Origin of the sequence: Alistipes sp. (genome assembly GCF_048465635.1) — a bacterium.
GTDB lineage: Bacteria > Bacteroidota > Bacteroidia > Bacteroidales > Rikenellaceae > Alistipes.
In genome coordinates this window covers 193,614-218,016 of the sequence record NZ_DBFWLF010000009.1, presented here as the reverse complement: position 1 = coordinate 218,016, position 24,403 = coordinate 193,614, and the positions used below count along the sequence as shown (strand labels likewise).

Annotated in this window: 17 protein-coding genes; 10 read left to right on the top strand and 7 right to left on the bottom strand. The window is 60.8% G+C overall.

Annotated elements, in window-relative coordinates:
• Window positions 1-12: 12 nt before the first annotated feature.
• Window positions 13-627, top strand: coding sequence for a GTP cyclohydrolase I FolE (gene folE / locus ACMO9O_RS04380; protein ID WP_418982409.1), 615 nt, complete (start codon window positions 13-15; stop codon window positions 625-627).
• 167 nt (window positions 628-794) lie between these two features.
• Here the strand turns inward: folE and ACMO9O_RS04375 are convergent, their stop codons facing one another.
• Window positions 795-3,119, bottom strand: coding sequence for a PAS domain-containing protein (locus ACMO9O_RS04375; RefSeq protein ID WP_418982407.1), 2,325 nt, complete (start codon window positions 3,117-3,119; stop codon window positions 795-797).
• Window positions 3,120-3,269: 150 nt separating this feature from the next.
• On the opposite strand from ACMO9O_RS04375, the gene ACMO9O_RS04370 reads away from it, so the two are divergent.
• The 3 genes from ACMO9O_RS04370 to ACMO9O_RS04360 all read left to right on the top strand — a co-directional run bounded on the left by ACMO9O_RS04370 (window position 3,270) and on the right by ACMO9O_RS04360 (window position 5,635).
• Window positions 3,270-4,175: a hypothetical protein gene (locus ACMO9O_RS04370; protein ID WP_418982405.1), complete on the top strand. Its 906-nt coding sequence runs from the start codon at window positions 3,270-3,272 to the stop codon at window positions 4,173-4,175.
• Window positions 4,176-4,342: 167 nt separating this feature from the next.
• The gene (locus ACMO9O_RS04365; RefSeq protein ID WP_418982403.1) at window positions 4,343-4,984 is read left to right on the top strand and encodes a DUF4136 domain-containing protein; all 642 of its coding nucleotides are present in this window, start codon (window positions 4,343-4,345) and stop codon (window positions 4,982-4,984) included.
• 24 nt (window positions 4,985-5,008) lie between these two features.
• On the top strand, window positions 5,009-5,635 hold the full coding sequence (locus ACMO9O_RS04360) for an outer membrane beta-barrel protein (protein WP_418982402.1): 627 nt from the start codon (window positions 5,009-5,011) through the stop codon (window positions 5,633-5,635).
• 228 nt (window positions 5,636-5,863) lie between these two features.
• Here the strand turns inward: ACMO9O_RS04360 and polA are convergent, their stop codons facing one another.
• The 3 genes from polA to sppA form a co-directional block, all read right to left on the bottom strand.
• Window positions 5,864-8,752 (bottom strand): DNA polymerase I, encoded by a 2,889-nt coding sequence (gene polA / locus ACMO9O_RS04355; protein WP_418982400.1) that lies wholly within the window; start codon window positions 8,750-8,752, stop codon window positions 5,864-5,866.
• A 316-nt stretch (window positions 8,753-9,068) separates the two neighbouring features.
• Window positions 9,069-9,521, bottom strand: a complete 453-nt coding sequence (locus ACMO9O_RS04350; protein WP_418982399.1) for a 6-pyruvoyl trahydropterin synthase family protein — start codon at window positions 9,519-9,521, stop codon at window positions 9,069-9,071.
• Window positions 9,522-9,595: 74 nt separating this feature from the next.
• Window positions 9,596-11,374 carry a signal peptide peptidase SppA gene (gene sppA, locus ACMO9O_RS04345; RefSeq protein ID WP_418982398.1) on the bottom strand — a complete coding sequence of 593 codons (1,779 nt, stop codon included), beginning with the start codon at window positions 11,372-11,374 and terminating at the stop codon, window positions 9,596-9,598.
• Window positions 11,375-11,605: 231 nt separating this feature from the next.
• Here sppA and ACMO9O_RS04340 point away from each other — a divergent pair, with 231 nt between their 5' ends.
• The 6 genes from ACMO9O_RS04340 to ACMO9O_RS04315 all read left to right on the top strand — a co-directional run bounded on the left by ACMO9O_RS04340 (window position 11,606) and on the right by ACMO9O_RS04315 (window position 20,783).
• Entirely contained in the window at window positions 11,606-12,658 is a 1,053-nt protein-coding gene (locus ACMO9O_RS04340) for an Mrp/NBP35 family ATP-binding protein (RefSeq protein WP_418982396.1), read from the top strand.
• 380 nt (window positions 12,659-13,038) lie between these two features.
• Window positions 13,039-13,977 carry a quinolinate synthase NadA gene (gene nadA, locus ACMO9O_RS04335; RefSeq protein ID WP_418982394.1) on the top strand — a complete coding sequence of 313 codons (939 nt, stop codon included), beginning with the start codon at window positions 13,039-13,041 and terminating at the stop codon, window positions 13,975-13,977.
• A 10-nt stretch (window positions 13,978-13,987) separates the two neighbouring features.
• Entirely contained in the window at window positions 13,988-15,400 is a 1,413-nt protein-coding gene (locus ACMO9O_RS04330) for a TrkH family potassium uptake protein (protein WP_418982393.1), read from the top strand.
• 25 nt (window positions 15,401-15,425) lie between these two features.
• Window positions 15,426-17,537, top strand: a complete 2,112-nt coding sequence (locus ACMO9O_RS04325; RefSeq protein ID WP_418982392.1) for a S46 family peptidase — start codon at window positions 15,426-15,428, stop codon at window positions 17,535-17,537.
• Between the two features lie 151 nt (window positions 17,538-17,688).
• The gene (gene metG, locus ACMO9O_RS04320) at window positions 17,689-19,731 is read left to right on the top strand and encodes a methionine--tRNA ligase (protein WP_418982391.1); all 2,043 of its coding nucleotides are present in this window, start codon (window positions 17,689-17,691) and stop codon (window positions 19,729-19,731) included.
• Between the two features lie 32 nt (window positions 19,732-19,763).
• A complete protein-coding gene (locus tag ACMO9O_RS04315) occupies window positions 19,764-20,783 on the top strand; it encodes a branched-chain amino acid aminotransferase (protein ID WP_418982389.1) in 1,020 nt (339 codons plus the stop codon).
• A gap of 78 nt (window positions 20,784-20,861) precedes the next feature.
• On the opposite strand, the gene mnmG is transcribed toward ACMO9O_RS04315, so the two are convergent.
• Genes mnmG through ybeY form a run of 3 tightly spaced genes read right to left on the bottom strand, consistent with a single transcriptional unit; the run spans window position 20,862 to window position 24,195 of the window.
• On the bottom strand, window positions 20,862-22,880 hold the full coding sequence (gene mnmG, locus ACMO9O_RS04310) for a tRNA uridine-5-carboxymethylaminomethyl(34) synthesis enzyme MnmG (protein WP_418982388.1): 2,019 nt from the start codon (window positions 22,878-22,880) through the stop codon (window positions 20,862-20,864).
• On the bottom strand, window positions 22,877-23,770 hold the full coding sequence (locus ACMO9O_RS04305) for a hypothetical protein (RefSeq protein ID WP_418982387.1): 894 nt from the start codon (window positions 23,768-23,770) through the stop codon (window positions 22,877-22,879). The genes mnmG and ACMO9O_RS04305 overlap by 4 nt, the downstream gene beginning before the upstream one ends.
• A complete protein-coding gene (gene ybeY / locus ACMO9O_RS04300; protein ID WP_418982386.1) occupies window positions 23,770-24,195 on the bottom strand; it encodes an rRNA maturation RNase YbeY in 426 nt (141 codons plus the stop codon). Before ybeY ends, ACMO9O_RS04305 begins: the two co-directional genes overlap by 1 nt.
• Window positions 24,196-24,403 lie beyond the last annotated feature (208 nt).

Genomic DNA, 24,403 nt, shown 5'->3' with positions numbered 1-24,403 from the left:
TTTTGCCGCTCTATGGAACCGACAAACCGCAATTACGATAAGGAGGAGCGGTTCGACGCACAGACCGTCGAAGCGCTCAAGACGCACTACGCCGCCATTCTGGAGCTGCTGGGCGAGGACCCCGCGCGCGAAGGGCTGCTCAAGACCCCCGAACGGGTGGCCAAGGCGATGTCGTTCCTGACCAAGGGCTACGATGAGAATCCGCTGGAGATCATCCGCTCGGCCACCTTCCGCGAGGAGTACAAGCAGATGGTGCTGGTCAAGGACATCGAACTCTACTCGCTCTGCGAGCACCACATGCTCCCCTTCTACGGCAAGGCCCACGTGGCCTACATCCCCAACGGGTATATCACCGGGCTTTCGAAGATCGCCCGCATCGTGGAGTGCTATTCGCGCCGGCTGCAGGTGCAGGAGCGGCTGACGGTCCAGATCCGCGACTGCATCCAGGAGGCGCTCGCGCCGATGGGCGTGGCGGTGGTGATCGAAGCGAGCCACATGTGCATGCAGATGCGCGGCATCGAGAAGCAGCAGTCGGCCACGACCACCTCGGCCTTTACGGGCATCTTCCTCTCCGACCACCGCACCCGCGAGGAGTTCATGACATTGATCTCGCACCGTTATCGGTAGACCCGGCTTTCCCGGCCCCGCCTAGCTTTCCCTGGTTCCCGGCCTTCCCCGGCCCCGCCGGCCTTCCCGGGTCTTCTCCGGCCTCCTACCGGACCGGCGGACGATTGCCGGCGATTCGATTTCTTCCCGCTATAACGAAACAGCCCCTCGGTCGGAGGGGCTGTTTGTCACTCTTCCTGTTTGAGCCGGATCAGGTATTTGTTCAGCGCCCGGTTGAGCGCCTGCTGCGTGAGAGGCTTGGTCAGGAACTCGTTGCATCCGGCGGCCTGCGCCTGGTCGACCTCGTTGCCGAACGAGTAGGCAGAGGTGGCGATGATCGGCACGTCGGCCGACAGACGGCGGATGCGGCGCGCCGCTTCGAACCCGTCGAGCACGGGCATGCGCACGTCCATCAGCACGGCGTCGGGGCGCTCGCGTTCGAAGATCGTCACGGCCTCTTCGCCCGTGCGAGCGCGCAGCAGCCGAAAACGGCGGCTCAGCACCGCTTCGATCATCCGGTAGCTGGTCTCGGTGTCCTCGGCCACCAGCAGCGACCAGCACACGGCCGAACCGTCCTGCGCGCAGGCTCCCGCAAGCGGCTCCCGTTCGACATGGACCCGCGGAATCGAGAACCAGAAGCGCGTGCCGACGCCCTCTTCCGACTCCACGCCGATCCGTCCGTCGAGCCGTTCGACGATCATCTTCGAGATGGCCAGCCCAAGCCCCGTACCGGCGGCGAATTCGTTGAGCTTGACGAAGCGGTCGAAAACGTGGTCGACCTTGTCGGCCGGAATACCCACGCCCGTATCCGCTACGTAGAACTCCACGCGGTCGCCCTTTAACTCGAAGCCGAAGCGGATTTCGCCCTGCTCGGTGAATTTCGACGCGTTGTTGATCAGGTTGGTGATGACCTGCGCCAGACGGATCGGGTCGCAGACGATCTCGACGTCTTTGCAGCGCTCGTCGAAGACCAGTCTCACGCCCGGTTTCACGCGGCTCTTGTGCACCTCGTACTCCGAGCGGCACAGCTCGTTGAGGTTCATCTTACGGAAGTGGAACTCCAGGGTTCCGGCCTCGATCTTCGAAATGTCGAGAATGTCGTTGATTAGCTGGAGGAGCAGTTCGGCATTGGTGTCGATGATCTGGGTGAAATATTGCTTGTCCTCGTCGCTCTCGGCCGTCCCGATCAGCTTGGCGAAGCCGACGATGGCGTTGAGCGGCGTGCGGATTTCGTGGCTCATGTTGGCCAGGAACGTCGACTTGAGCTTGTCCGACTCCTCGGCCCGGATGCGGGCCTGGATGGCCTCCATCTCGGCGTTCTTCTGATCGGTGATGTCCCACGAAATGCCGATGATCAGCGGCAGCCGGTTCTCGACCGTGACCAGCGATTTGGAGGTGTTCACGATGCGCGTCTCGCCCGTGGCGGTGACGTACTCCTCGATGAACGCCATGCGCTCGCCGCGGCGCAGCAGGTCCAGGTCGTCGCGGCGGAACCGCTCGGCGTCCTTCGGACTGGGGAAGATGTCGAAGTCGGTGGCTCCCAGCGCCCGCGACGCCGGAATGCGGGAGTACTCCTCAAACGCCTTGTTCCAGTAGAGATAACGGAACTCGTTACCGGGGTCCTTGACGAACAGATAGACCGGAATGTTGTTGAGGATGCAGTCGAGGATCGAGTTCATCTCCTTGACCTTGTTCTCGTGCTGCATGCGCGTGGTGACATTGCGGCCGAAGAACCAGACGATCTCGCGCTCGCGGAAGTCATCGTAGATGATGTAGGCGACCACGTCCCACGCCACCACCTCGCCCGAGCGGTCCTTGAAGCGGACCGTGTATTTGTGGGCGCCGTGGTCGCGGCGGATCTTCTCCAGCCGCTCCTCCCAGTGCGGCCGCGTCCCCTCGAAGGCCCAGTACTCGTAGACCTTGTGCTGCGAAAGGTCGTCGCGCACGTCGTAGTGGACGCGAAACTGCTCGTTGGCATACTCCATCGTGCCGTCCAGATCGCAGGCGTAGATCTCCTCCTCGACGTTGTTGAGGGCGTATTTGACCATCTCCAGCTCATGCTTGGCCCGTTCGGCGTCGGTGATGTCGCGGCACATGCAGAGCGCATGACGGTCGTCGAGCGGCATGATGCGGTTTTCGTAGTTGCGCGTCCGGCCGTCGAGCGTGATGTCGTGGTGCGAGGAGGAGCAGCACCCGGTGGCGAAAACATTGTCGAGGTTATTGCGCACGCTGCGGCACGCCTCGGGCGAGAGGACCGTACGGATGTTTTTGCCGAGAAGCTCCCCGCTCGGCGCGCCGACGTGGTTGGTCTGCTCGGAAGAGACCAGTTCGACCATCGTGCCGTCCCGGTCGAGGACGGTCAGCATGTCGGGCAGCGAATCGAGTATCCGGCAGGCGTACTGCTCCCGGAAACGGGTTCCGCCCTCTTTTCCGCCGGCGAGCTGCTGTTCCAGCTCCTCGATCCGGCGGATCAGCTCCTCGCGGGAGCACGCATCGTAACGGTTCTTATTCATGAACGGGGTGTTGTGTACAAAGATAGTGGATTATCCCATAAATCCGCACACTCCCACAAACAAATCCGTCCGTCGGGGCCGGATTCCGGAACAAAACGGACCGAACCGTTCGGAATTTATGCTATCTTTACTCCGCAAAAAACCCGATCCATGAAAATCGCTCCGTTTTTCCGCCTGCTTTTCGCGGCCGCGGCACTCACCGCAACCGCCGCGTCGGCCCAGCCGGCGGCTCCGGCTCCCGAAAAGGAGCTGCTGATCGTCGACTTTTTCAACCGCATCCGCGAAATCCCCGCCCCCTACACCGAAACGCTCCGGGGCCATGTGCTCGACGGCTTCGCCGCGCGCGGACGCCACCGCCTGCTCGACGCCGAAGCCTCGCGCGTCCTCGCGGCGACGGCTCCCGGCACGGGGATCACCGACCCCGCCACGGCCGAGGCGGACATGGCCGCGCTGCTCGCGGCACGCGCTCCCGAAGCCGTGGCCCTCGGCGCCCGCTACCTGGTGAGCGGCACGCTCGCCGCCTACCGTTTCGACCACGTGGACCTGCCGCCCGCCGCGAGCGGCAAGCCGCCCCGCCCGGGGTTCAAAGCCGCGTTCCGCGTCATCCTCTCGGGGCTGGACCTCAAGCTGGGGACCCGGCTGCCCGACGAGGCGTTCGACCTGACGGCCTCCGCCCCGGCGGCCACCGACGCCGATCTCGCCGCGCTGGCACGCATCCGCGGCTCGCTGGAGTACTACATCGACCGCAATTTCAAGTTCGAGACGCAGATTCTCGAACTCTGCCCCGCCGACCGGAAAGGGCGTCTGCGCGAATTGTACATCCACAGCGGCACGGCGATGGGCGTGAAGCGGGGCGACCTGTTCCTGGTCTACGAAGAGGTTCCCGTGGGCGGGGTCATCACCCGGCAGAAGGTCGGCCGGCTGCGCGTCACGGATGCGGCCAACCCCGAAGTGGCGCGCTGCAAGGTCGCCAAGGGCGACGACGAGATCGCCCGCGCCTTCGCCGCCGGACGCACGCTGATCTGCGTGAGCGACGGCAAGGCCTTCGGATACTGAGAATCGGCCCTCGCTGTTACAAACCGGCGCTTCGCACGAAGCCGCCGGTTTTTTCGTGCCGTAAAAACGGTTTTCTTGTAACCCGAACGGGCATCCGTGCCGGACGCGGCCACGGCGGAACGAAATTTGGATTGTTCCGAGGACAGCAAACCAAAAAATTCAGAACCATGACCGTCAAAAAATTACACTGTCTTGCCATCGCGCTGCTCGCCGTTGCGGTCAGCTCCTGCGAGAAAGAGCCTTCGACCTCGGACCTGCACCGCGACTACCTGGTCTACACGGCCCACGACACCGCGATCAACTTCGCACAGTTCGACACGTACTACCTGCCGGACAGCATCCTCATCATCGGCAACGCCAACAAGACCGAGTACTGGAAGGACGCCAACGCCCTGGAGATCGTCTCGGCGGTGGCCGGCCGGCTCAACGCCGCGGGTTATACCCGCACCCAGGACAAGGAGACCGCCAACCTGGGCATGCAGCTCAGCTACGTAAGGCAGGTGACCTACTTCGTGGGTTACGACAACCCCTACTGGTGGTGGTACTACCCCTATTACTGGGCGCCCGGCTACTGGGGCGACTGGATCGGGTGGCACTATCCCTACCAGGTCTATTACGGCTACACGGCCGGATCGCTGCTCATGGAGATGGTCGACCTCGAAGCCGACCAGACGCCCGGCCGCAAGCTGCCGATCATCTGGGACAGCTTCATCGGCGGTCTGCTGACCTCTTCGGAGAGCCTCAACCAGCAACGGACGCTCACCGCCGTCGAGCAGGCTTTCGACCAGTCGCCCTATCTGAACAAGTAGTTTAACCCCGAAACAAATCCGATTATGAAAACCATGAAATACCTCAAAATCGTGGCGCTTAGCGCCGTACTGCTGGCCGGAGTACGTCCCGCCCACGCGCAGCTCTTCCCCGACAGCTACATCAACATCGACTGGCAGATGAACGTCCCGCTGGGCAGCAGCCTCGCCGACAAGGCTTCGGGCTGGGGCATGAACTTCGAGGGCGGCTATTTCGTGACCCCCGAGATCACCGTCGGCCCGTTCATCTCCTACCAGACCAACCTGCAGAAGATTCACCGGCAGACGCTCGACCTGGGCGACGGCGCGGCGCTGACCACCAACCAGAAGCACTCCGTATTCCAGCTTCCGTTCGGTGTTACAGGTCGTTACAACTGGTTAAAGAACAGCATTTTCCAGCCCTATGCCGGGTTGAAGCTGGGAGCCTGCTACGCCGAGTTTTCGTCCTATTACTACATCGTCAAGCAGTATACCGACACGTGGGGATTCTTCCTTTCTCCCGAAATCGGCGTGAGCATCTTCCCCGTGCCCTCGTACCGCCTCGGATTCCACGTTGCGCTCTATTACAGCTACGCCACCAACAACGGCGACGTGCTGACCTACTCGGTCAACAACCTCAACAACTTCGGCATCCGCGTCGGCGTTTCGTTCTAAGGAGCGGGCGACGCTTCATCCATGTGCCGGACTGTCCTCGTAGGACGGTCCGGTTTTTTGCAGGCGAAGGCATATAATCCCCTTCAAAAGGAAGGGGTCAGTAAATGCGCATCGAGCGGGCTTCGGCGGCCGGCAGATTCGCCGCGGATAAGCCCCCCTTATCAAAGGGGGATTTAGAGGGATTGTCGGTATGGATGCGCTTGGCGCATTGAGCGGGCAAAAGCCCGCTCAATGCGCCTCCAGCCAGTTTTCGCCGATCCCGGCGTCGACCACCAGCCGCACCTTGAGCGCGGCGGCGGACTCCATCGCCTCGGTGACGATCCTGACGACGCGCTCCTCCTCGGAGCGGAGCATGTCCACGACCAGTTCGTCGTGCACCTGCAGAATCACCCGCGAACGAATACCCTTGGCCGCAAACCGGCGGTGGACGTTGATCATGGCGATCTTCATGATGTCGGCCGCCGAACCCTGGATCGGGGCGTTCACGGCGTTGCGCTCGGCCAGTCCGCGGGCAACGGCATTGCGCGAGGCGATGTCGTTGAGGTAGCGGCGGCGTCCGAAGATCGTCGACACGAAGCCCTCCTCGCGCGCCCTCTCCACCACGCGGTCCATGTACTCCTTGACACGGGGATAGGAGGCGAAATAGCCGTCGATGATCTCCTTGGCCTCCTTGCGGGGTATCTCGAGCCGCTGGCTCAGGCCGAACGACGAGATGCCGTAGATGATGCCGAAGTTGGCCGTCTTGGCCCGCCGCCGCTCCTCGGAGGTCACCTCCGCAAGCGGTTTGCCGAACAGGCGCGCGGCCGTGGCGGCGTGGATGTCCTCGCCGTGCTCGAAAGCGGCGATGAGCGATTCGTCGCCCGACAGGTGGGCCATCAGGCGCAGTTCGACCTGGCTGTAATCGGCCGACAGCAGCACATGCTCGTCGTCCGAGGGAATGAACGCCTTGCGGATGCGGCGGCCCAGCTCGTCGCGCACGGGGATGTTCTGCAGGTTGGGGTTGGTCGATGAGAGCCGTCCGGTGGCCGTGACGGCCTGGTTGAACGAGGTATGGATGCGTCCCGTAGTGCGGTTGACCAGCTGCGGCAGCGCCTCGACATAGGTCGAAAGGAGCTTTTTCACGCCGCGGTATTCGAGGATCATGTCGACGATGCGGTGCTTGCGGGCGAACGACTGGAGGTACTCTTCGTCCGTGCAGAACTGCTTGGTCCGCGTCATTTTGGGCTTTTCGGCGATGCGCATGCGTCCGAACAGCACCTCCCCGAGCTGCCGCGTGGAGTTGATGTTGAGCGACGGCTCGCCCGCCTCCCGGCGCACGTCGGCCTCCAGTTCGGAGAGTTTGCGGTTCAGCTCGACCGCGTATTCGGCCAGCGCGGCCGTGTCGATCCGCACCCCGGCCATCTCGATGTCGGCCAGCACCTCGATCATCGGCTCCTCGATTTCGGTATAGAGGTGTTGCAGACCGATCCGCTCGATCTCGGGCCAGAGCGCATGCTTGAGCCGGAGCGTGACGTCGGCATCCTCGGCGGCATACTCCTTGACACGCTCGAGGTTGACCAGGTCCATCGTCAGGCGGCGCTGCCCCTTGCCGATCAGCGATTCGATCTCGATGGGCTTGTAGTTGAGGTAACGCTCGGCCAGGGCGTTCATGTTGTGGCGCGACTCGGGATCGAGCAGGTAATGGAGGATCATCGTGTCGTACTTGCGTCCGCGGAGAGCGATGCCCAGCCGGCGCAGGACCATCAGGTCGAACTTGATGTTCTGGCCGATCTTGGCGAAGGCCGCATCCTCGAACAAGGGGCGCACGATTTCGGTGAATTCGGCGGTATTCTCCTCCTTGAATGCCACATACCACGCCTCGTGGGGGACCACGGCCAGCGACAGACCGACGATGCGGTCATTGAAGATGTCGAACCCGGTCGTCTCCGTGTCGAAGCAGAACTCCGCGTGGCGCGCCACCTCGGCCACCACCTCGCGCAACTGCTCGGCCGTCTCGACGAGCGTATAACGGTGCGGCGTAGTCTGCGCCGTGGCCGGCTGCAACTCTTCGGCTTCGGCCTGAAGCTCGGCGGCGGAAACCTCCGCGGCGGGCGTCTCCGCAGCGGGCTGCGGCTCGACGGGTCCTCCGAACAGGTCGCCCTGCCCGGCCAGCGCCGCCTTCCGGGCCGCGGCCGATTTGGCGCGGGCCATGTCGGCCAGCTGGGTCTGCGCCCCCTGCCGCGGAGCGTCGGGGATCGGCTCGGCGGGGGCACGGTTCGTCAGATCGGCCATGAATGCCTTGAAGTCCAGCTCGGCAAAAACGGCTCGCAACGCATCGATATGCGGCTCGCAGACCGTCAGGTCCTCCTCACGAAAGGGGATCGGCACATCGAGGCAGATGGTAGTCAGCCGCTTGGCCAGCAGGAGTTTGTCGCCCCAGGCGGCGATCTTCTCGGCCTGTTTGCCGGGGATGCGCCCGACGTTCTGGAGCAGATTCTCCACCGGACCCCATTCGCGGACCAGCTTGCAGGCGATCTTCTCGCCGATTCCCGGCACACCGGGGATGTTGTCCGACGAGTCGCCCCACAGGGCAAGGATGTCGCGCACGAGCGTGGGGTCGTCGATACCGTACTTCTGGCGGATGGCCTCCCGGTCGATGATCTCGATGCTTCCGTCAGCCCCTTTCTGCTTGTATATCTTGCAGTTGTCGCGCACAAGCTGCCCGTAGTCCTTATCGGGCGTGACCATGTAGACCTCGTAGCCCGCCTTGACGCCTTTCTGCGAGAGGGTCCCGATCACGTCATCGGCCTCGTAGCCCTCGACCTCGAGGATGGGGATGCACATCGCCTCCAGCACCCGCTTGACGTAGGGGACCGAAAGCAGAATGTCCTCCGGGGTCTCGCTCCGGTTGGCCTTGTATTCGGGAAACAATCCGCGGCGGAAACTGCCGCCCGCCGGGTCGAACGCCACGCCCAGCAGGTCGGGCCGCTCGCGCTTCTGAATGTCGCGCAGGAACTTCACGAAGCCGAAGACCACGGAGGTGTTCATACCGGCGCGGTTGCGCATCGGACGACCCAGAAAAGCGTAATAATACTTGAATATCAACGCATAGGCGTCGACCAAAAAGAGTTTTTTCATAGATGTAGGTTGCGTCCTTAATTATATCCGTCTCTTCGTTTCGGCCGGTTCAGCTCGCGGCGTCCCGCCGCGTTTAAAAGTCTGACCTCACCCTAAACCCCTTCCTCGGGAGGGGCTTATCGCTTGCGACCGAAGCTGCATCCGAAAACTGCGGCCTTCCTGGTTTCTTAATTTCGGCCGGTTTCAGCTCGCGGCGTCCCGCCGCGTTTATAAGTCTGACCCCACCCCAAACCCCTCCCTCGGGAGGGGCTTATCGTTCCGCGCCGCACCCGTTTTCCCCGACGGGAGTTTTACCGCATGCGGACGGATTAGGCTTCTATTCGTTATCTTCGGCGAACCACTCGGCGAACGAGGTGGCCGTCTCGTGCAGGCGCAGCGCGTGGAGCGCCACCCCCTCGGGCAGCCGGGCGCGGATGCGGGCGGCGAAGTCGGCGAGCATGTTTTCGCACGTGGGCCGGTAGCCGACGGCGACCACGTTGCCGAAACGCTCGGCGAGCGTTTGCCGCAGGTCGGCGTTGCGGGGCGAATCCTGCAGAACGAGGGCATGGTCGAAACGTGCGACGACCTCCTCGCCGACAATTCGCTTCAGCGTCCCGAAATCCATCACCATGCCGCACTTGGGGTCGTCCCCGTCGGCGACGGGCAGCCCCCGGACGGTCACGAACAGTCGGTAGGAGTGGCCGTGGATTTCGCGGCAGGGTCCGTCGTAGCCGTCCAATGCATGCGCCGCTTCGAAAGAGAACTCTTTAGTCAGTCTGATTATTGCCATACGCAGGCAAAGATAGGATAAAAAAAGAAAGGTGAAAAGAATCCTTTCACCTTTCCGTAACGGTTGAGAATAACTTACTGGAATTGGCAGCGATAGGGACAGTACATGACGATGCCCTGCTGCGAGGCCGCCTCGCGGACCTGGTCATACTGCTCCATCATCCCGCCGAGCGTGGAGCGGGTGAACGCCTCGCGGACGCTCATATTGAGCGAAGCGATGAACGAGGCGAATCCCGTCGGAGCCTCCACGACCTCCCGGACGCGGTAGTCGTCGCCCAGCCCCGCCTTGTCCACCGCCAGCGCGATGGCCGTCTTCAGACCGCCGTAGGTGTCGATCAGCCCGATGCCGAGCGCATCCTGCCCCGTCCACACGCGGCCGCCGGCGATGTCGAGCACCTTTTCGAGCGGCAGGTTGCGCCCCTCGGAGACGTTGGTGGTGAAGGTTTCGTAAACGCGGTCGACCCCGCGCATGATCATCGCCCGCTGGAGCGGGGTCAGCGGCGAGGTGGCCGCAAAGTCGGCCGAAGCGTTACTCTTCACCCCGTCGACCGTAATGCCCAGCTTGTTTTTGAGCGCGTCGCGCGTGTCGATGAACATGCCGAAGACGCCGATCGAACCCGTCAGGGTCATCCGGTCGGCCACGATCACGTCGGCCGGACAGGAGATGTAATACCCGCCGCTGGCCGCATAGGAGCCCATCGAAACCACGACGGGTTTCTCGGCCCGCAGCAGCTCCATCTCGCGCCAGATGACGTCCGAAGCGAGCGCGCTGCCGCCCGGCGAGTTGACGCGCAGCACGACGGCCTTGACCTTCTCGTCCGCACGCATGTCGGCCAGCGTCGCGGCCAGCGTATTGCCGTAGATGTCCTTGCCTGCGCCCTCGCCGTCGACGATCGCGCCGTCGGCATAGACCACTGCCACCTGATCGGCGGAGAGGTTCTTCAGATCGACATGCACCTGCGAGGCGTAGTCGCCCAGCGTAATGAATTCGTATTCGCCGTCCCGGTCTGCCTCGACGCCCAGCTCGGCAAAAACGTCCTTCATCTGATCCTCGTAGAGCAGCCCGTCCACGAATTTATGGGCCAGCGCCTCGTCGGCCAGCGACACTTGCAGATCGTCGGCAATGCGGTCGAGCACGGCCGGCTCGATGCCGCGCGCCTCGGAGACGGTTTGCGCGATGGTATTCCACAGCGAGCTGACCAGCTCCTGCGACTGCTCGCGGTTGGCGGGCGACATCTTATCGAGAATGAAGGGTTCCACGGCGCTCTTGTACTTGCAGGCCGTGGGGCGGAAGACCTCGGCTTTCAGATCGAGCTTGTCGAACAGTCCCTTGTAAAACATCACGTTCATCGACAGTCCGGCCCACTCCATGCCGCCCTGGGGCTGCATGTAGATCTTGTGGGCCACCGACGCCAGGTAGTACTGCCCCTGCGAGTAGGTCTCGTTGTAGGCCACCACGAACTTGCCGCCCGCCTTGAACTGGGCGATCGCCTCGCGCAGCTCTTCGAGCAATGCCATGCCGCCGATGCCGCCGTCCCCGTTCATGCGCAGGTAGATTCCCTCGATACGGTCGTCGTCGGCCGCCGCCTCGATGGCCCGCAGCGCCTTGAGCAGCGGCAGTTTGCGCGTCGCGCTCATGGTCATCAGGTCGATCGCACCCAGCGGATCGCTCGACGGGGAGTCGGTCAGCATCTCCGAGAAGTCGATCTTGAGGATCGAGGAGGGGTAGACCGTAACGGTTTTTTCCATCGAGCCGACCACGCCCAGCAGAATGACGATCCAGAGGAAGAAGACCAGCAGCGAGCCCACGACAACGGCGAGCAGCCCGGCCAAAAAGGTTTTCAGAAAGTTCATAATCCGTTTCTTGTTTTAGTCCTGATTTTTCATCGACAAATATAGCGATATTTTATGAAAAACAAATAAAATTTATCGTTTTTCGATAAAATAATTTTCCACCTTATATATATTCTCTCAAATTAACGTTATCTTTGTGTCAGCTTCCCGCCCTTCGGGCATACCGCGGCTTGGGCCGGACGGCTCCGGCAGCCTCCGGGGAACGGGAAGCGAAAAAAGTACCGAACCACTATGGAAGAGCAAATAAAAAACCTGCTCAGGCAGGTCATCCACCCCGAAACGCAGCGCGACATCGTGGAGAGCGGGCTGGTGGAGCAGATCGCATCCGACGACGGCCGCATCGCTGTTACGCTGCGCTTTACCAAAGCGCGCGACCCGTTCGCCGTCAAAATCAAAAACCGGGTCGAAACCCTGCTGCACGAGGCTTATCCCGATGCCGCAGCGACGGTGATCGTCAAGGAGGGCGGCACGGCGCCGCGCCCCGAACCCAAACTGAAGAGCACGACGGGCGGCATCGCACACGTCATCGCCATCGCTTCGGGCAAGGGGGGCGTGGGCAAGTCGACCGTGACGGCCAATCTGGCCGTCGCCCTGCGCAACCTGGGTTACCGGGTCGGCATTCTCGATGCCGACATTTACGGTCCGTCGCAGCCCAAGATGTTCGGCGTGGAGGGCTATCTGCCCGAAGCCGTCCGGGAAGAGGGCGAGGACCGCATCCTCCCGGCCGAGGCGATGGACATCAAGCTCATGTCGATCGGTTTCTTCATCAAACCCACCGATGCGCTGCTGTGGCGCGGTGCGATGGCGGTCAATGCCCTGAAACAGATGATCCACCAGACCCGCTGGGGCACGCTCGACTTCCTGCTGTGCGACCTGCCTCCCGGCACAGGCGACGTGCATCTGTCGATCATCGGCGAGCTGAAGATCGACGCCGCGGTGATCGTCTCCACGCCCCAGCAGGTGGCCGTGGCCGACGTGGTGCGCGGCGTGGAGCTGTTCCGCAACGAGAATGTCCGCATCCCCGTGGCGGGCATCATCGAGAACATGGCGTGGTTCACGCCCGAGGAGCTGCCTCAGAACCGCTACTACCTGTTCGGCCGGGGCGGCGCGCGCCGCTATGCCGAAGCGAACGGCGTCGAACTGCTGGGCGAAATCCCCATCGTGCAGTCGATCATGGAGGGTTCCGACGAGGGACACCCCGCCGCCGGCATCGACCCGCGCGTGGAGGAGTGGTATCGCGCCATCGCGCAGCGGATTGTTGAAAAGGCGGTCAAGGGGTGTTGATAACCCGGACGCGAAGCGATGAAAACTTCTCACAACTTTCATCGCGGAACGCTTGCAATTTCCGGGAAGAGGCGGGTATAGAAGAATTTCTTCCGGAACCAAAAAAAGTTCCTACACTCTTTCATCAACCCCGCAGGGGAGAAAGCGGAAGAGAATGTGGATAAAAAACGGCTGTCGAAATGTGGAGAACGGTTGTCGACAAATGTTCACTTCTTTTTTACCGTTCTTTTTATCAGTTATTTATAACGAATAGAAATGAAAGAATAAGAATAAAATTGTCAATAACCGATTTCGAAGAATAGTTGTGAACACTATTGACAGCTATTATTTCTATTCTTATCTTTATTAATTATTTATAAAGGAATAAAAAATAAAAGACCATGGTCGATAACTCCGCAACGCTCCGCAGCCGGATCGACGAACTCAAGCGCGAAAAGAACGCCGTCATCCTGGCTCACTACTACACCACGCCCGAGGTGCAGCAGGTTGCCGACTTCCTGGGCGACTCGCTGGCTCTGTCCGTGCAGGCGCAGCAGGTCGATGCCGACATCATCCTCTTCGCCGGGGTGCACTTCATGGCCGAGACGGCCAAGGTGCTCTGCCCGCAGAAGAAGGTGCTGATCCCCTGCCCCGAGGCGGGGTGCTCGCTGGCCGAGTCGTGCGATGCGCGCGACTTCGCGGCGTTCAAGGCCCGCTATCCCGACCATACGGTGGTCTCCTACGTCAATACCACGGTGGAGGTGAAGGCGCTGACCGACATCTGCTGCACCTCGTCCAATGCGCTCAGGGTGGTGGAGTCGATCCCCGCCGACCGGCCGATCATCTTCGCCCCAGACCGCAACCTGGGCGGCTATATCCAGAAGCTGACCGGACGCAGGAATATGATCCTCTGGGACGGCGCCTGCCACGTGCACGAGGAGTTTTCGCTCGAAAAACTGCTGCAGCTCAAGGCGCAGCACCCCGCGGCCAAAGTGGTCGTGCACCCCGAATGCCGGGCCTACATCATCGCCGTGGCCGACTACGTGGGTTCTACGGCCGGCATTCTGGACTACTGCGGACGGAGCGATGCCGAGGAGTTCATCGTGGTGACCGAAGCGGGCATCCTCGCCGAGATGCAGCGGCGCTACCCTGCGAAGCGCTTCATCCCCGCGCCGCCCGACGACGAGACGTGCGGCTGCAACAATTGCAAGTACATGAAGATGGTCACGCTGGAGAATATCTGCGCGTGTCTGGAAAACGAATCCCCCGAAATCGTGCTCGACGAAGAGGTGCGCAAACGGGCCGAACGCTCGATCCGGAACATGATCGCTATCCGCTGATCCGCCGCCGATGAGAAAAGCCTGCGAACGTTTGCTGCGGTGGGCCGGTTACGTGCACCGGCATTTTGGGCATTGGCTGCTCAAATTCGATGTCGAACGCTTTTTTACGTTCGGATATATCGCTTCGACACCCCAGCGGCAGCTCACGATGGGGTATCTCTCCTACTTTCTGATCGGCGGTCTGCTGTTGTGCCTCCCGTTCATGACGGTGGGAAAGGTGTCGTTCGTGGACAACCTCTTCACGTCGATGTCGGCCGTCTCGACCACGGGTCTCTCGACGGTGGACGTGGCGGCGGAGTACACTTTCTGGGGCGAGCTGCTCATCCTGCTGCTCATCCAACTGGGCGGTATCGGGTACATGACCCTTTCGACCTTCGTCATGTACCGCGTGACGCACCACTTCGTCGGGGTGCGTGCGCAGGCGTTTCGCAAACAGTTCTCCCTGCCCGAGAATTTCCGGGTTGCGGGGATGGCCGCCTCGATTCTGCGCTACACGCTTGTTTTCGAAGTTGCCGGGGCCTTGCTGCTTTATCTCTTTTTCCGCATCGAAGGGGTCGACCGGCCGCTTTGGAGCGCCGTATTCCACAGCGTTTCCGCTTTCTGCACGGCCGGATTCAGCATCTATCCGGACAACCTGATGCGTTTTGCGGACAACGTTCCGGTCAATCTGGTCATCATGACGCTCAGCTATGCGGGCGCGATGGGTTTTATCGTCATCTCCGATTTGTGGCACAAGATAACGCACCGTACGCACCGGGTAACGTTCACCTCGAAGGTAATTCTTACCATTACGCTCATCGTTACGCTGTGGGGTACGTTCCATCTCTACTTCTTCGAACCCTCGTTCGACGCCTATTCCCCGGGGGAACGATTGCTCGTGTCGCTCTTTCAGACGATGTCGGCCATGACGACCGTGGGGTACAATACGGTCGATGTCGGCGATTTGATCCCCCTGTCGCTCTTCGTGCTGACGGTGGTCATGTATGTCGGAGCTTCGCCTTCGGGAACGGGCGGCGGCGTCAAGTCGACGACCCTCTCGGCGGTCTTCGCCTTTATCAAGGCCCGCCTCGGACTGCGCCGCGAAGTGACGCTTGTCGGACGCAGAATCCCCGATTATCGGGTGGAGGATGCGCTCACGATCTTCGTATTCTATACGGTGATCCTTTTTTTCGGAACCTACCTGCTGACGATGACCGAAGCGGGGCGCAGCGCATTCCTGCCGCTGATGTTCGAAGCGGCGTCGGCGCTGGGAACGGTCGGCCTTTCGTCGGGCGTTTCGGCGACGCTCACTGCACCAGGCAAACTGATTCTCATTGCGTTGATGTTCGTCGGCCGCGTGGGAGTGGTGACTGTCGGCAACGTAATGCTCATGCGCCTTGCGCGCGAGCAGAACCGCGGCAAGGAGGATGATCTGGCGGTGTAAACAAACGAATCAAAACCTACTTTTTATGAAAAAACTCTTTTTATTTTTGGCTGCGGCGTCCCTGACGCTGACCTCGATGGCCGACGAGGGCATGTGGCTGCTGCCCTACCTGCAAAAGATGAATGCCAAGCAGCTCAAGGAACGCGGCTGCAAGCTCTCGCCCGAGGAGATTTACAGCATGAACCACACCTCGCTCAAGGACGCTGTGGTCGTCTTCGGTCCCGGCTGCACGGGCGAGATCGTCTCGCCCGACGGGCTGCTCTTTACCAACCACCACTGCGGTTACGGGTCGATCCAGGCCCTTTCGTCGGTCGAACACGACTACCTCAAAAACGGCTTCTGGGCCATGTCGCGGGAAGAAGAGCTGCCCGCTCCGGGGCTTAAGGTGCGCTTCGTGCGGCAGATTATGGACGTGACCCCCGATCTGATCGGCAACATTCCCTCGACTGCCGGACAACAGGAGTACGAGCGGATGGTCCGCGAAAACGGCGCCGCGCTCAGCGAAAAACTCCGCGGGGAGCATCCGGGCCTGGAGGTGCAGATCAAGTCCTTTTTCGGCGGCAACCTGTATTTCGCCTTTCTGATCGAGGTCTTCACGGATGTGCGGCTGGTCGCTGCGCCCCCCACTTCGATCGGCAAGTTCGGCGGAGAGACCGACAACTGGATGTGGCCGCGGCATACAGGCGATTTCTCCATCTTTCGCGTCTATGCCGGACCGGACAACAAGCCGGCCGACTATGCGCCGGAAAACAGGCCCTACAAGGCGGAGAAGTACCTGAAGATTTCGCTGGACGGATACGGGGAGGGCGACTTCGGGATGATCATGGGATTTCCGGGGACGACCCAGCGCTACATGACCTCCTACGAGATCGACCGGCTGCTGGAAGTGGAGAATCCGCAGCGTATCTCGATCCGCGGCGAGCGGCAGGATATTCTGAAGGAGGACATGGCCGCCAGCGACAAGGTGCGTATTCAGTACGCGTCGAAGTACGCCGTCTCCTCGAACTACTGGAAGAACTCGATCGGCAAGTCGCGCGGCATTCGCAAACTGCGCGTCAAGGAGCGCAAGCAGGAGCAGGAGGCGGAGTTCTGCGCCTGGGCCGCGGCGCAGACGCTTCCCGAGGAGCGGTTCGCCGAGGCGCTGGATCTGATCCGCGACGGGGTAAACGAAAATGCACCCTACTTCGCTTCGGAGCAGTACCTGCGCGAGGCGGTCAGCCGCGCGGTGGAGATTCTCACCCCGGCGCGCTATGCCGGGATGCTCCGCGAGAAAAAACTCACTCCGGAGGCTTTCCGCGAGCAGCTTGCGGAGTTCTACAAGGATTACAACCTCTCTACCGACCGGAAGGTCGCCCGGCGTATGCTGCAGCTGGTGCAGCAGAACTGCAAGGAGCTGCCGGACGTCTTTAAGGAGGTGATCGACAAAGAGTTCGGCGGCGATACCGGGGCCTATGTCGACTATCTCTACGACAACTCCGTCTTTACCGACGAGGCCAAGGCGCTGGCGGCGGTCGAGGGCGGAGAGGACCTCACGACGGACCCGGCGGCGGTATTCGGCCGGTCGGTCGATAAGAAACTGCACGAGCTGGTCGATGCGCAGCGTGCGGGCAATACGAAGATACGCGAGGGGCAGCGGCTCTACATCGCCGGCCTGATGCGCATGCAGCCCGAAAAGGCGTGGGCCCCCGATGCGAACTTCACGATCCGGCTCACCTATGGCCGCGTGCTTCCGTACGATCCGGCCGACGGGATTCGCTACAACTACTACACGACCCTCAAAGGGGTGATGGAGAAGGAGGATAAGAACAATCCGACCGAGTTCACCGTGCCCGAACGCCTCAAGGAGATCTATGCGGCCGGCGATTATGGCCGTTATGCCAACGCCGGGGGCGAGCTTCCGGTCGCCTTCCTGGTGGACTGCGACATCACGGGCGGCAACTCCGGATCGCCGGTGATGAACGCCCGCGGCGAGCTGATCGGTCTGGCGTTCGACGGCAACTGGGAGGCCATGTCGGGCGACGTGGCGTTCGAGCCGCAGCTGCAGCGCACCATCGCGGTCGACATCCGCTATGTGCTGCTGGTGATCGACAAGTTCGGCGGCGCAGGCTGGCTGCTCGACGAGCTGGACATACGCTGAAAATCCGGTTCCGACAGAAAGAGGCGCACCCGACGGTGCGCTTCTTTTTTTGGACGCATGTTACCGTCGGAAACAAATTCCGGGGGTTTGCTTTCCGGTTATCACAAAATTTACTAAATTTGACAGGAATTAGTAAGATCGCATACGACATATGGCAAAAGAGTTCAAACGCTACCTGGTTACATCCGCCCTCCCCTACGCCAACGGGCCGGTCCATATCGGCCACCTGGCGGGAGTCTACATACCTTCGGACATCTATACCCGTTACCTCCGCCTTCGGGGTTACGACGTGATTTCGGTCTGCGGATCGGACGAGCACGGCGTGCCCATCACCATCAAGGCCCGCAAGGAGGGGGTCACGCCCCAGCAGATCGTCGACCGCTACCACGCGATGATCAAGCGGTCGTTCGAGGGGCTGGGCATGTCGTTCGACATCTACTCGCGCACCTCGTCGGCGACCCACGCCGCGACGGCATCGGAATTCTTCCGCAAGCTCTACGACGAGGGCAAATTCATCGAGCGGACCTCGGAGCAGTACTACGACACGGAGGCGCAGACCTTTCTGGCCGACCGTTATATTGTCGGGACGTGTCCCCGCTGCGGCAACGAACGCGCCTACGGCGATCAGTGCGAGCAGTGCGGATCGACCCTTTCGCCCGACGAGCTGATCGATCCGCACAGCGCCGTATCGGGGTCGGTTCCCGTCAAGCGGGAGACCAAACACTGGTATCTGCCGCTCGACGAGTACGAACCGTTCCTGCGCGAGTGGATTCTGGACGGGCATAAAGAGTGGAAAACCAACGTTTACGGCCAATGCAAGAGCTGGCTCGACGGCGGCCTGCAGCCGCGTGCCGTGAGCCGCGACCTGGACTGGGGCATTCCCGTGCCGGTCGAAGGGGCCGAGGGAAAGGTGCTCTACGTCTGGTTCGACGCGCCGATCGGCTATATCTCCGCCACGAAGGACCTTACGCCCGACTGGGAGAGGTACTGGAAGAGTGAGGATACGAAGATGGTCCACTTCATCGGCAAGGACAACATCGTCTTCCACTGCATCGTCTTCCCGGCGATGCTCCGGGCGCACGGCGGCTACATCCTGCCCGAGAACGTGCCCGCGAACGAGTTCCTGAACCTGGAGGGCGAGAAGATTTCGACCTCGCGCAACTGGGCCGTCTGGCTGCACGAATATCTGGAGGAGTTCCCCGGCAAGGAGGACGTGCTGCGTTACGTGCTTTGCGCCAACGCACCCGAAACCAAGGACAACGACTTCACGTGGAAGGATTTCCAGGCGCGCAACAACAGCGAGCTGGTGGCCGTGCTGGGTAACTTCGTCAACCGGGCGCTGGTGCTCACCAAGAAGTACTGCGACGGCCGGGTTCCTGCGCCGGATGCGCTGAACGACTACGACCGGGAAACACTCGCCGAGATCGCCGCCGTCAAGGGATCGCTGGAGAGCAACATCGAAAACTACCATTTCCGCGAGGCATTGAAGGACGCCATGAACATCGCCCGCATCGGCAACAAGTACCTGGCCGACACCGAGCCGTGGAAGGTCGTCAAGAGCGATCCCGATCGGGTTCGTACGATCCTCTACGTGGCGCTGCAGATCACGGCCAATACGGCGATCGCCATCGAGCCGTTCATGCCCTTCTCGGCGGCCAAAATGCTGCGTATGCTCGCCGTCGACAAGTTCGGCTGGGAGCGGCTGGGAGCGACTGACCTGATCGAGGCGGGACACACGATCGGCGAGCCGGAACTGCTCTTCGAGAAGATCGAGGACGACGTGATCCAGCGTCAGCTGGACAAGCTCGCCGCCACGAAAGCGGCCAATCAGGCAGAAAATTCAGTACAACAGATTGAAAATCAAAAAGATAGTATTTCGTTCGACGACTTTCTGCGCATGGATATTCGCGTTTCGACCATCCTTGCTGCCGAGAAGGTCGCCAAGACGAAAAAACTGTTGAAGCTGACCGTCGATACGGGTATCGACCAACGGGAGATCGTCTCGGGCATCGCCGAGCACTTCACCCCCGAAGAGCTGGTCGGCCGGCAGGTGCTTGTGCTGGTCAACCTCGAACCCCGCGAACTGAAGGGGATTCTCTCACGTGGCATGATCCTGATGGCCGAAGATGCCGGCGGAAAGCTGCGGCTGCTGGGGCCCGACGAAAAGACCATGGCCGGCGCAGTCGTTGGCTGATTGGAACGGAAACAGAAAAAACCTTTAAAATAATGGTTATGGAAAAGACAGATTGGAGCGCTTTGGGGTTCGATTACCGCAAAACGGACGTCAATGCCCGCTACACCTTCACCGATGGGAAGTGGAGCGAAATGGAGATCACCGAGGACGAGTACATTCGCATGCACATGTCTGCTTCGTGCCTGCACTACGGCATCGAACTCTTCGAGGGGTTGAAAGCCTTCCGGGGCGTAGACGGAAAGGTGCGGCTCTTCCGGGTCGAGGACAATGCCCGGCGGCTCCAGTCTTCCGCCGAACGCCTTTGCCTGCCGGTTCCGACGATCGATATGATCGTCGATGCCTGCATCGAAGTGGTGAAGCGTAACGAACGCCATATCCCGCCCTACGGCACGGGGGCGTCGCTCTACCTGCGTCCCGTCATGTTCGGCACGACAGTCGGTCTGGGTGTCAAGCCGGCCAAGGATGCGCTGCTGATCGTCTATTGCTCGCCCGTGGGAGCTTATTTCAAATCGGGGATCAAGCCGATGCCGGTCGCTATCGACCGTGAACAGGACCGGGCTGCTCCACGTGGAACGGGCGACGTGAAGGTGGGCGGCAACTATGCGGCCAGCCTGCTTTCGGGAGAAAAGGGTCACAGCCTGGGCTATTCCAATATTATGTATCTGGATGCTGCCGAGCACAAATACATCGAAGAGTGCGGCGCCTGCAACTTCTTCGGCATCAAGGAGGGTAAATATATTACGCCGAAATCCCCGTCCGTCCTGCCGTCGATTACGAACAAGAGCCTTCGCCAACTGGCCCGCGATATGGGGCTGGAGGTCGAGGATCGCCGGATTCCCGTCGAGGAACTGCCGACCTTTGAAGAGTGCGGCGGTTGCGGAACGGCGGCGGTCATTACACCGATCGGCAAGATTTTCGACATGCAGACCAATGCCGTTTATGAATACGGTTCGGAGGTCGGCAAGGTTTCGATGGAACTCTACACCCGTTTGCAGGATATTCAGTATGGCCGAGCCGAAGATATACATGGCTGGTGCACGATCGTCATGTAATTCCATTCAGTCTAAAGAAAAAGACCGTCGGATTTCCGACGGTCTTTTTCTTCTTTTTGTTCCACGTGGAACACTCCCCTATCTGCCGAATTTTACCAGTAAGACGTTGACATCGGCCGGGGAAACGCCCGGTATGCGCGACGCCTGACCGATGGTTTCGGGACGGATGCGCGAAAGTTTCTGCCGGGCTTCGATCGTGAGTGCATTCATCGAATTGTAATCGAAATCGGACGGAATCCGAATGTTTTCGAGCCGGTGCAGCTTTTCGGCGATGAAATTTTCGCGTTCTATATATCCTTTGTATTTGATTTGTATTTCCGCCTCCTCGATCACTTCGTCATTCATTTCGTTCACGCGGATAAATTCGGCCAGCCGGGGCAGCACCTTTTGCAGGTTTTCGAACGTAACGTCGTTCCGCATCAGGATGTCGTAGAGCTTCCGACCCTGCGTCAACGGGTCGGAATGGACCGATTTCAGATAGTCGTTAATTTCGTCTGCACGTACACTGGTTGAACGCGCATAGGAAATAAGCGATTCTACAAGCGAATTTTTTTTGCGGAATTCGGCATATCTTTTCTTCGAAATCAAGCCGATTTCATGTCCCAGCGGCGTGAGCCGGATGTCGGCATTATCCTGCCGCAGCAGGATGCGGTACTCGGCCCGCGAGGTGAACATGCGGTAAGGCTCGTCGACCCCTTTGGTTACCAGGTCGTCGATCAGTACGCCGATATAGGCTTCGTCGCGCTTCAGCACTACGGGTTCTGCCCCGTTGAGCGCCCGATGCGCGTTGATGCCCGCCATCAATCCCTGCGCCGCCGCCTCCTCGTAGCCGGTGGTTCCGTTGACCTGTCCGGCGAAGTAAAGACCGGCCACGCGCTTCGTTTCGAGCGAATGATGGAGCTGTGTAGGCGGAAAATAGTCGTATTCGATGGCGTACCCGGGACGGAAAATATGCAAATCCTCGAATCCGCGGATTTTATGCAGGGCTTCCCACTGCACCTCCCACGGCAGTGAAGAGGAGAAGCCGTTGAGATAATATTCATTGGTCGAACGACCCTCGGGTTCCAGGAAGAGCTGGTGCTGCTCCTTGTCGGCAAAGGTGCGCAGCTTGTCTTCGATCGAGGGGCAGTATCGCGGACCGATGCCGCGGATCGTCCCGTTGAAGAGCGGCGAAAGGGCGAATCCGCCGCGCAGGGTGGCGTGTACCTCGGGCGTGGTGTAGACCAGAAAACAGGGCAGCTGCTCTTTTACCGGCTCCGTTTCGGAAGAAAAGGAGAACTTTCCGGGCTTTTCGTCGCCGTACTGCGGTTCCAATTGTTCGAAGTCGATCGTCCGGGCGTCGAGCCGGGCAGGGGTTCCCGTCTTCATGCGGCCCGTATCGAAGCCGACGGCGCGCAGGCTGTCGGTTATGCCGTGCGAAGCGGCATCCCCTGCCCTGCCCCCTTCGGCGCTGGAGGCTCCGCAGTGCATCATCCCCTCGAGGAAAGTCCCGGCCGTGAGGATCACGGCCCGGCACGAAAACTCGACGCCCATACGGGTCCGCACCCCTCGAATACGGAGCTTGCGGGGGTCCCTTGCAAAGTCCGGGTCGGCGGGAATTTGTGGCGGGTCTGGGACAGAATGAGCATCCGTTTCAGGCCGATCCGCACCGCTGTCCGACGGCGGACAATCCGCCGTTCCGGAAGCGCTGACGGCTGCGTCGGAAATCGGTTCGAACAGCAGTTCGGTCGCCGCATCCTGCCAGATATAGAGGTTGAGGGTGTTCTCCAGCGTGTGCCGCCACTCCTCCGAAAAACGGGTTTTGTCGCATTGCGCGCGCGGACTCCACATCGCCGCCCCCTTCGAGCGGTTGAGCATCCGAAACTGGATCGCTGTGAGGTCGGTGATGCGGCCCATCTGACCGCCTAAAGCATCTATCTCTCTGACAATCTGTCCTTTGGCTACTCCGCCGACGGCCGGGTTGCAGGACATGGAGGCCAGTTTGGCCATGTCCATCGTCAGCAGCAGCGTGCGCGAGCCGAGGCGTGCGGCCGCCGCTGCGGCTTCGCATCCGGCATGGCCGCCGCCGATGACGACAATATCGTAATCGAGGGTCATTTTTCCGTGCTTGTGTCTTCGGTTTCCAACTCCCCGCGGCCGGCAGTGCTGTCCGGAATCACGGTCCCGGCATTGCGCGCTTCCTGCGGGATAAGCGACAGACAGTCGATCTCGTCCCACGTAATCTCATCTCCGGCGGGAAGGTCCGTTACATCCCAATCCACCAGGTCGAACTGGTCGATGCGCTCCAGCGCCCCGTACAGCTGGGCGTATTCGACGTCGGTGCGGAATACGATAACGGCGATCTGCCGCACCGGGTCGATGATATGGATATCCACCTGCAAGCCCGGTTCGGGATAGGCGGGACCGACGGTCCGCAGCCGGTAATGCGCGGGTGCGGGGTGTTCGAACGTTTCGAGGCGACCCGGCATCGGACCGTCCAGAAAATGCTGGATATAAAGCGAATCAGTAATCCAAATCGGATCGCACCGGAGCAGGTCCACGTAGTGTTTTCCCTTGAAAGTTACCAGGGGAATCCACGTTTGGGGACAGCCGTCGAGGTCGTGAACGGGCAGCGGTTCGGGATAAAGTTCCTTGAGCATCTTCCAATGACACTCCAATTCATAGGCGTTCCCCGGGTTGAGCTTCGAAAGCGTCGACTGCCGGATAAATTGTCGGTAGGGCTCCGAGTCGCGGTCGCGGACCAGGAATGCCTTGATATGGTGCGGTTCCCCTTTTTCGGTCCAGGTGCATGAGTAGAGGAACGTCGTGTCGTTGAGCGTGTAGGGGGCGATGTAAGCCCCGTTTTCATCCCGCGGCAGGGGGTCGGTGGCTGGAACGGGTACGGATACGAGCGACTTCGGTGTCGTCCGGGTGTCCGCCTGCCCCGCCGGCCGCCTGCCCGTGCAGGAGACGGCGAGAAGCAGGAGACAAAACAGGAAATTTTTCATCACTCCCAGAATTTGAGGTATTTGTCCTCCTTGCGGTGCATCTGCGCGTTGGTGCGCGGGGTCTTGTCGTTCTGCCCGCAGAGGTGCAGCACGCCGTGGACCACCACGCGGCGCATCTCCCCGAGGCGTGTCGCACCGTACCGGCGGGCGTTGTCGGCGACTGTCTCCACGTCGATGAAGATGTCGCCCGAGACGATGCGCGTCCCGCGCCGGTCGCTGTAATCGAAGGTGATGATGTCGGTGTAATAGTCGTGTCCGAGAAACTGGCGGTTCATCTCCAGCAGCCGCTGCGAGGAGCAGAAGATGTAGTCGACCTCGCCGAGCGTGTAGCCCTCCGAGGCCGCTACGCCGCGCAGCCACTCCGTCGTGCGCCGTTTTTGGGGGAGGCGGTAGGTGCTGTCGTCGTTGTGATAACGTACGGTCATGGTTCGGTGCGGTTTGGGCGCGTTCCGCAGAAGCGCGCAATTTCCCTGCAAAAGTACGAAAATATTGCGATCCGAACCCGGTTGCGGTCGGTTTTCTCCCAGAGCGCGTCCATCCGTGGCGCAGTGGCGGAAAAACCGTAAAAAAATTATTTTAATTCCGGATGGAGGTTTGGGTTACGAATTGAAATTCAGATGTAGTGTAATAAGA

Coding starts and splice junctions, on each gene's coding strand:
- ACMO9O_RS04315 (WP_418982389.1), top strand. CDS start 19,764: ATGGTTATGGAAAAGACAGATTGGAGCGCTTTGGGGTTCGATTACCGC.
- ACMO9O_RS04370 (WP_418982405.1), top strand. CDS start 3,270: ATGAAAATCGCTCCGTTTTTCCGCCTGCTTTTCGCGGCCGCGGCACTC.
- ACMO9O_RS04340 (WP_418982396.1), top strand. CDS start 11,606: ATGGAAGAGCAAATAAAAAACCTGCTCAGGCAGGTCATCCACCCCGAA.
- ACMO9O_RS04350 (WP_418982399.1), bottom strand. CDS start 9,521: ATGGCAATAATCAGACTGACTAAAGAGTTCTCTTTCGAAGCGGCGCAT.
- folE (WP_418982409.1), top strand. CDS start 13: ATGGAACCGACAAACCGCAATTACGATAAGGAGGAGCGGTTCGACGCA.
- ACMO9O_RS04365 (WP_418982403.1), top strand. CDS start 4,343: ATGACCGTCAAAAAATTACACTGTCTTGCCATCGCGCTGCTCGCCGTT.
- ACMO9O_RS04360 (WP_418982402.1), top strand. CDS start 5,009: ATGAAAACCATGAAATACCTCAAAATCGTGGCGCTTAGCGCCGTACTG.
- ACMO9O_RS04375 (WP_418982407.1), bottom strand. CDS start 3,119: ATGAATAAGAACCGTTACGATGCGTGCTCCCGCGAGGAGCTGATCCGC.
- metG (WP_418982391.1), top strand. CDS start 17,689: ATGGCAAAAGAGTTCAAACGCTACCTGGTTACATCCGCCCTCCCCTAC.
- polA (WP_418982400.1), bottom strand. CDS start 8,752: ATGAAAAAACTCTTTTTGGTCGACGCCTATGCGTTGATATTCAAGTAT.
- sppA (WP_418982398.1), bottom strand. CDS start 11,374: ATGAACTTTCTGAAAACCTTTTTGGCCGGGCTGCTCGCCGTTGTCGTG.
- ACMO9O_RS04330 (WP_418982393.1), top strand. CDS start 13,988: ATGAGAAAAGCCTGCGAACGTTTGCTGCGGTGGGCCGGTTACGTGCAC.
- mnmG (WP_418982388.1), bottom strand. CDS start 22,880: ATGACCCTCGATTACGATATTGTCGTCATCGGCGGCGGCCATGCCGGA.
- nadA (WP_418982394.1), top strand. CDS start 13,039: ATGGTCGATAACTCCGCAACGCTCCGCAGCCGGATCGACGAACTCAAG.
- ACMO9O_RS04325 (WP_418982392.1), top strand. CDS start 15,426: ATGAAAAAACTCTTTTTATTTTTGGCTGCGGCGTCCCTGACGCTGACC.
- ybeY (WP_418982386.1), bottom strand. CDS start 24,195: ATGACCGTACGTTATCACAACGACGACAGCACCTACCGCCTCCCCCAA.
- ACMO9O_RS04305 (WP_418982387.1), bottom strand. CDS start 23,770: ATGAAAAATTTCCTGTTTTGTCTCCTGCTTCTCGCCGTCTCCTGCACG.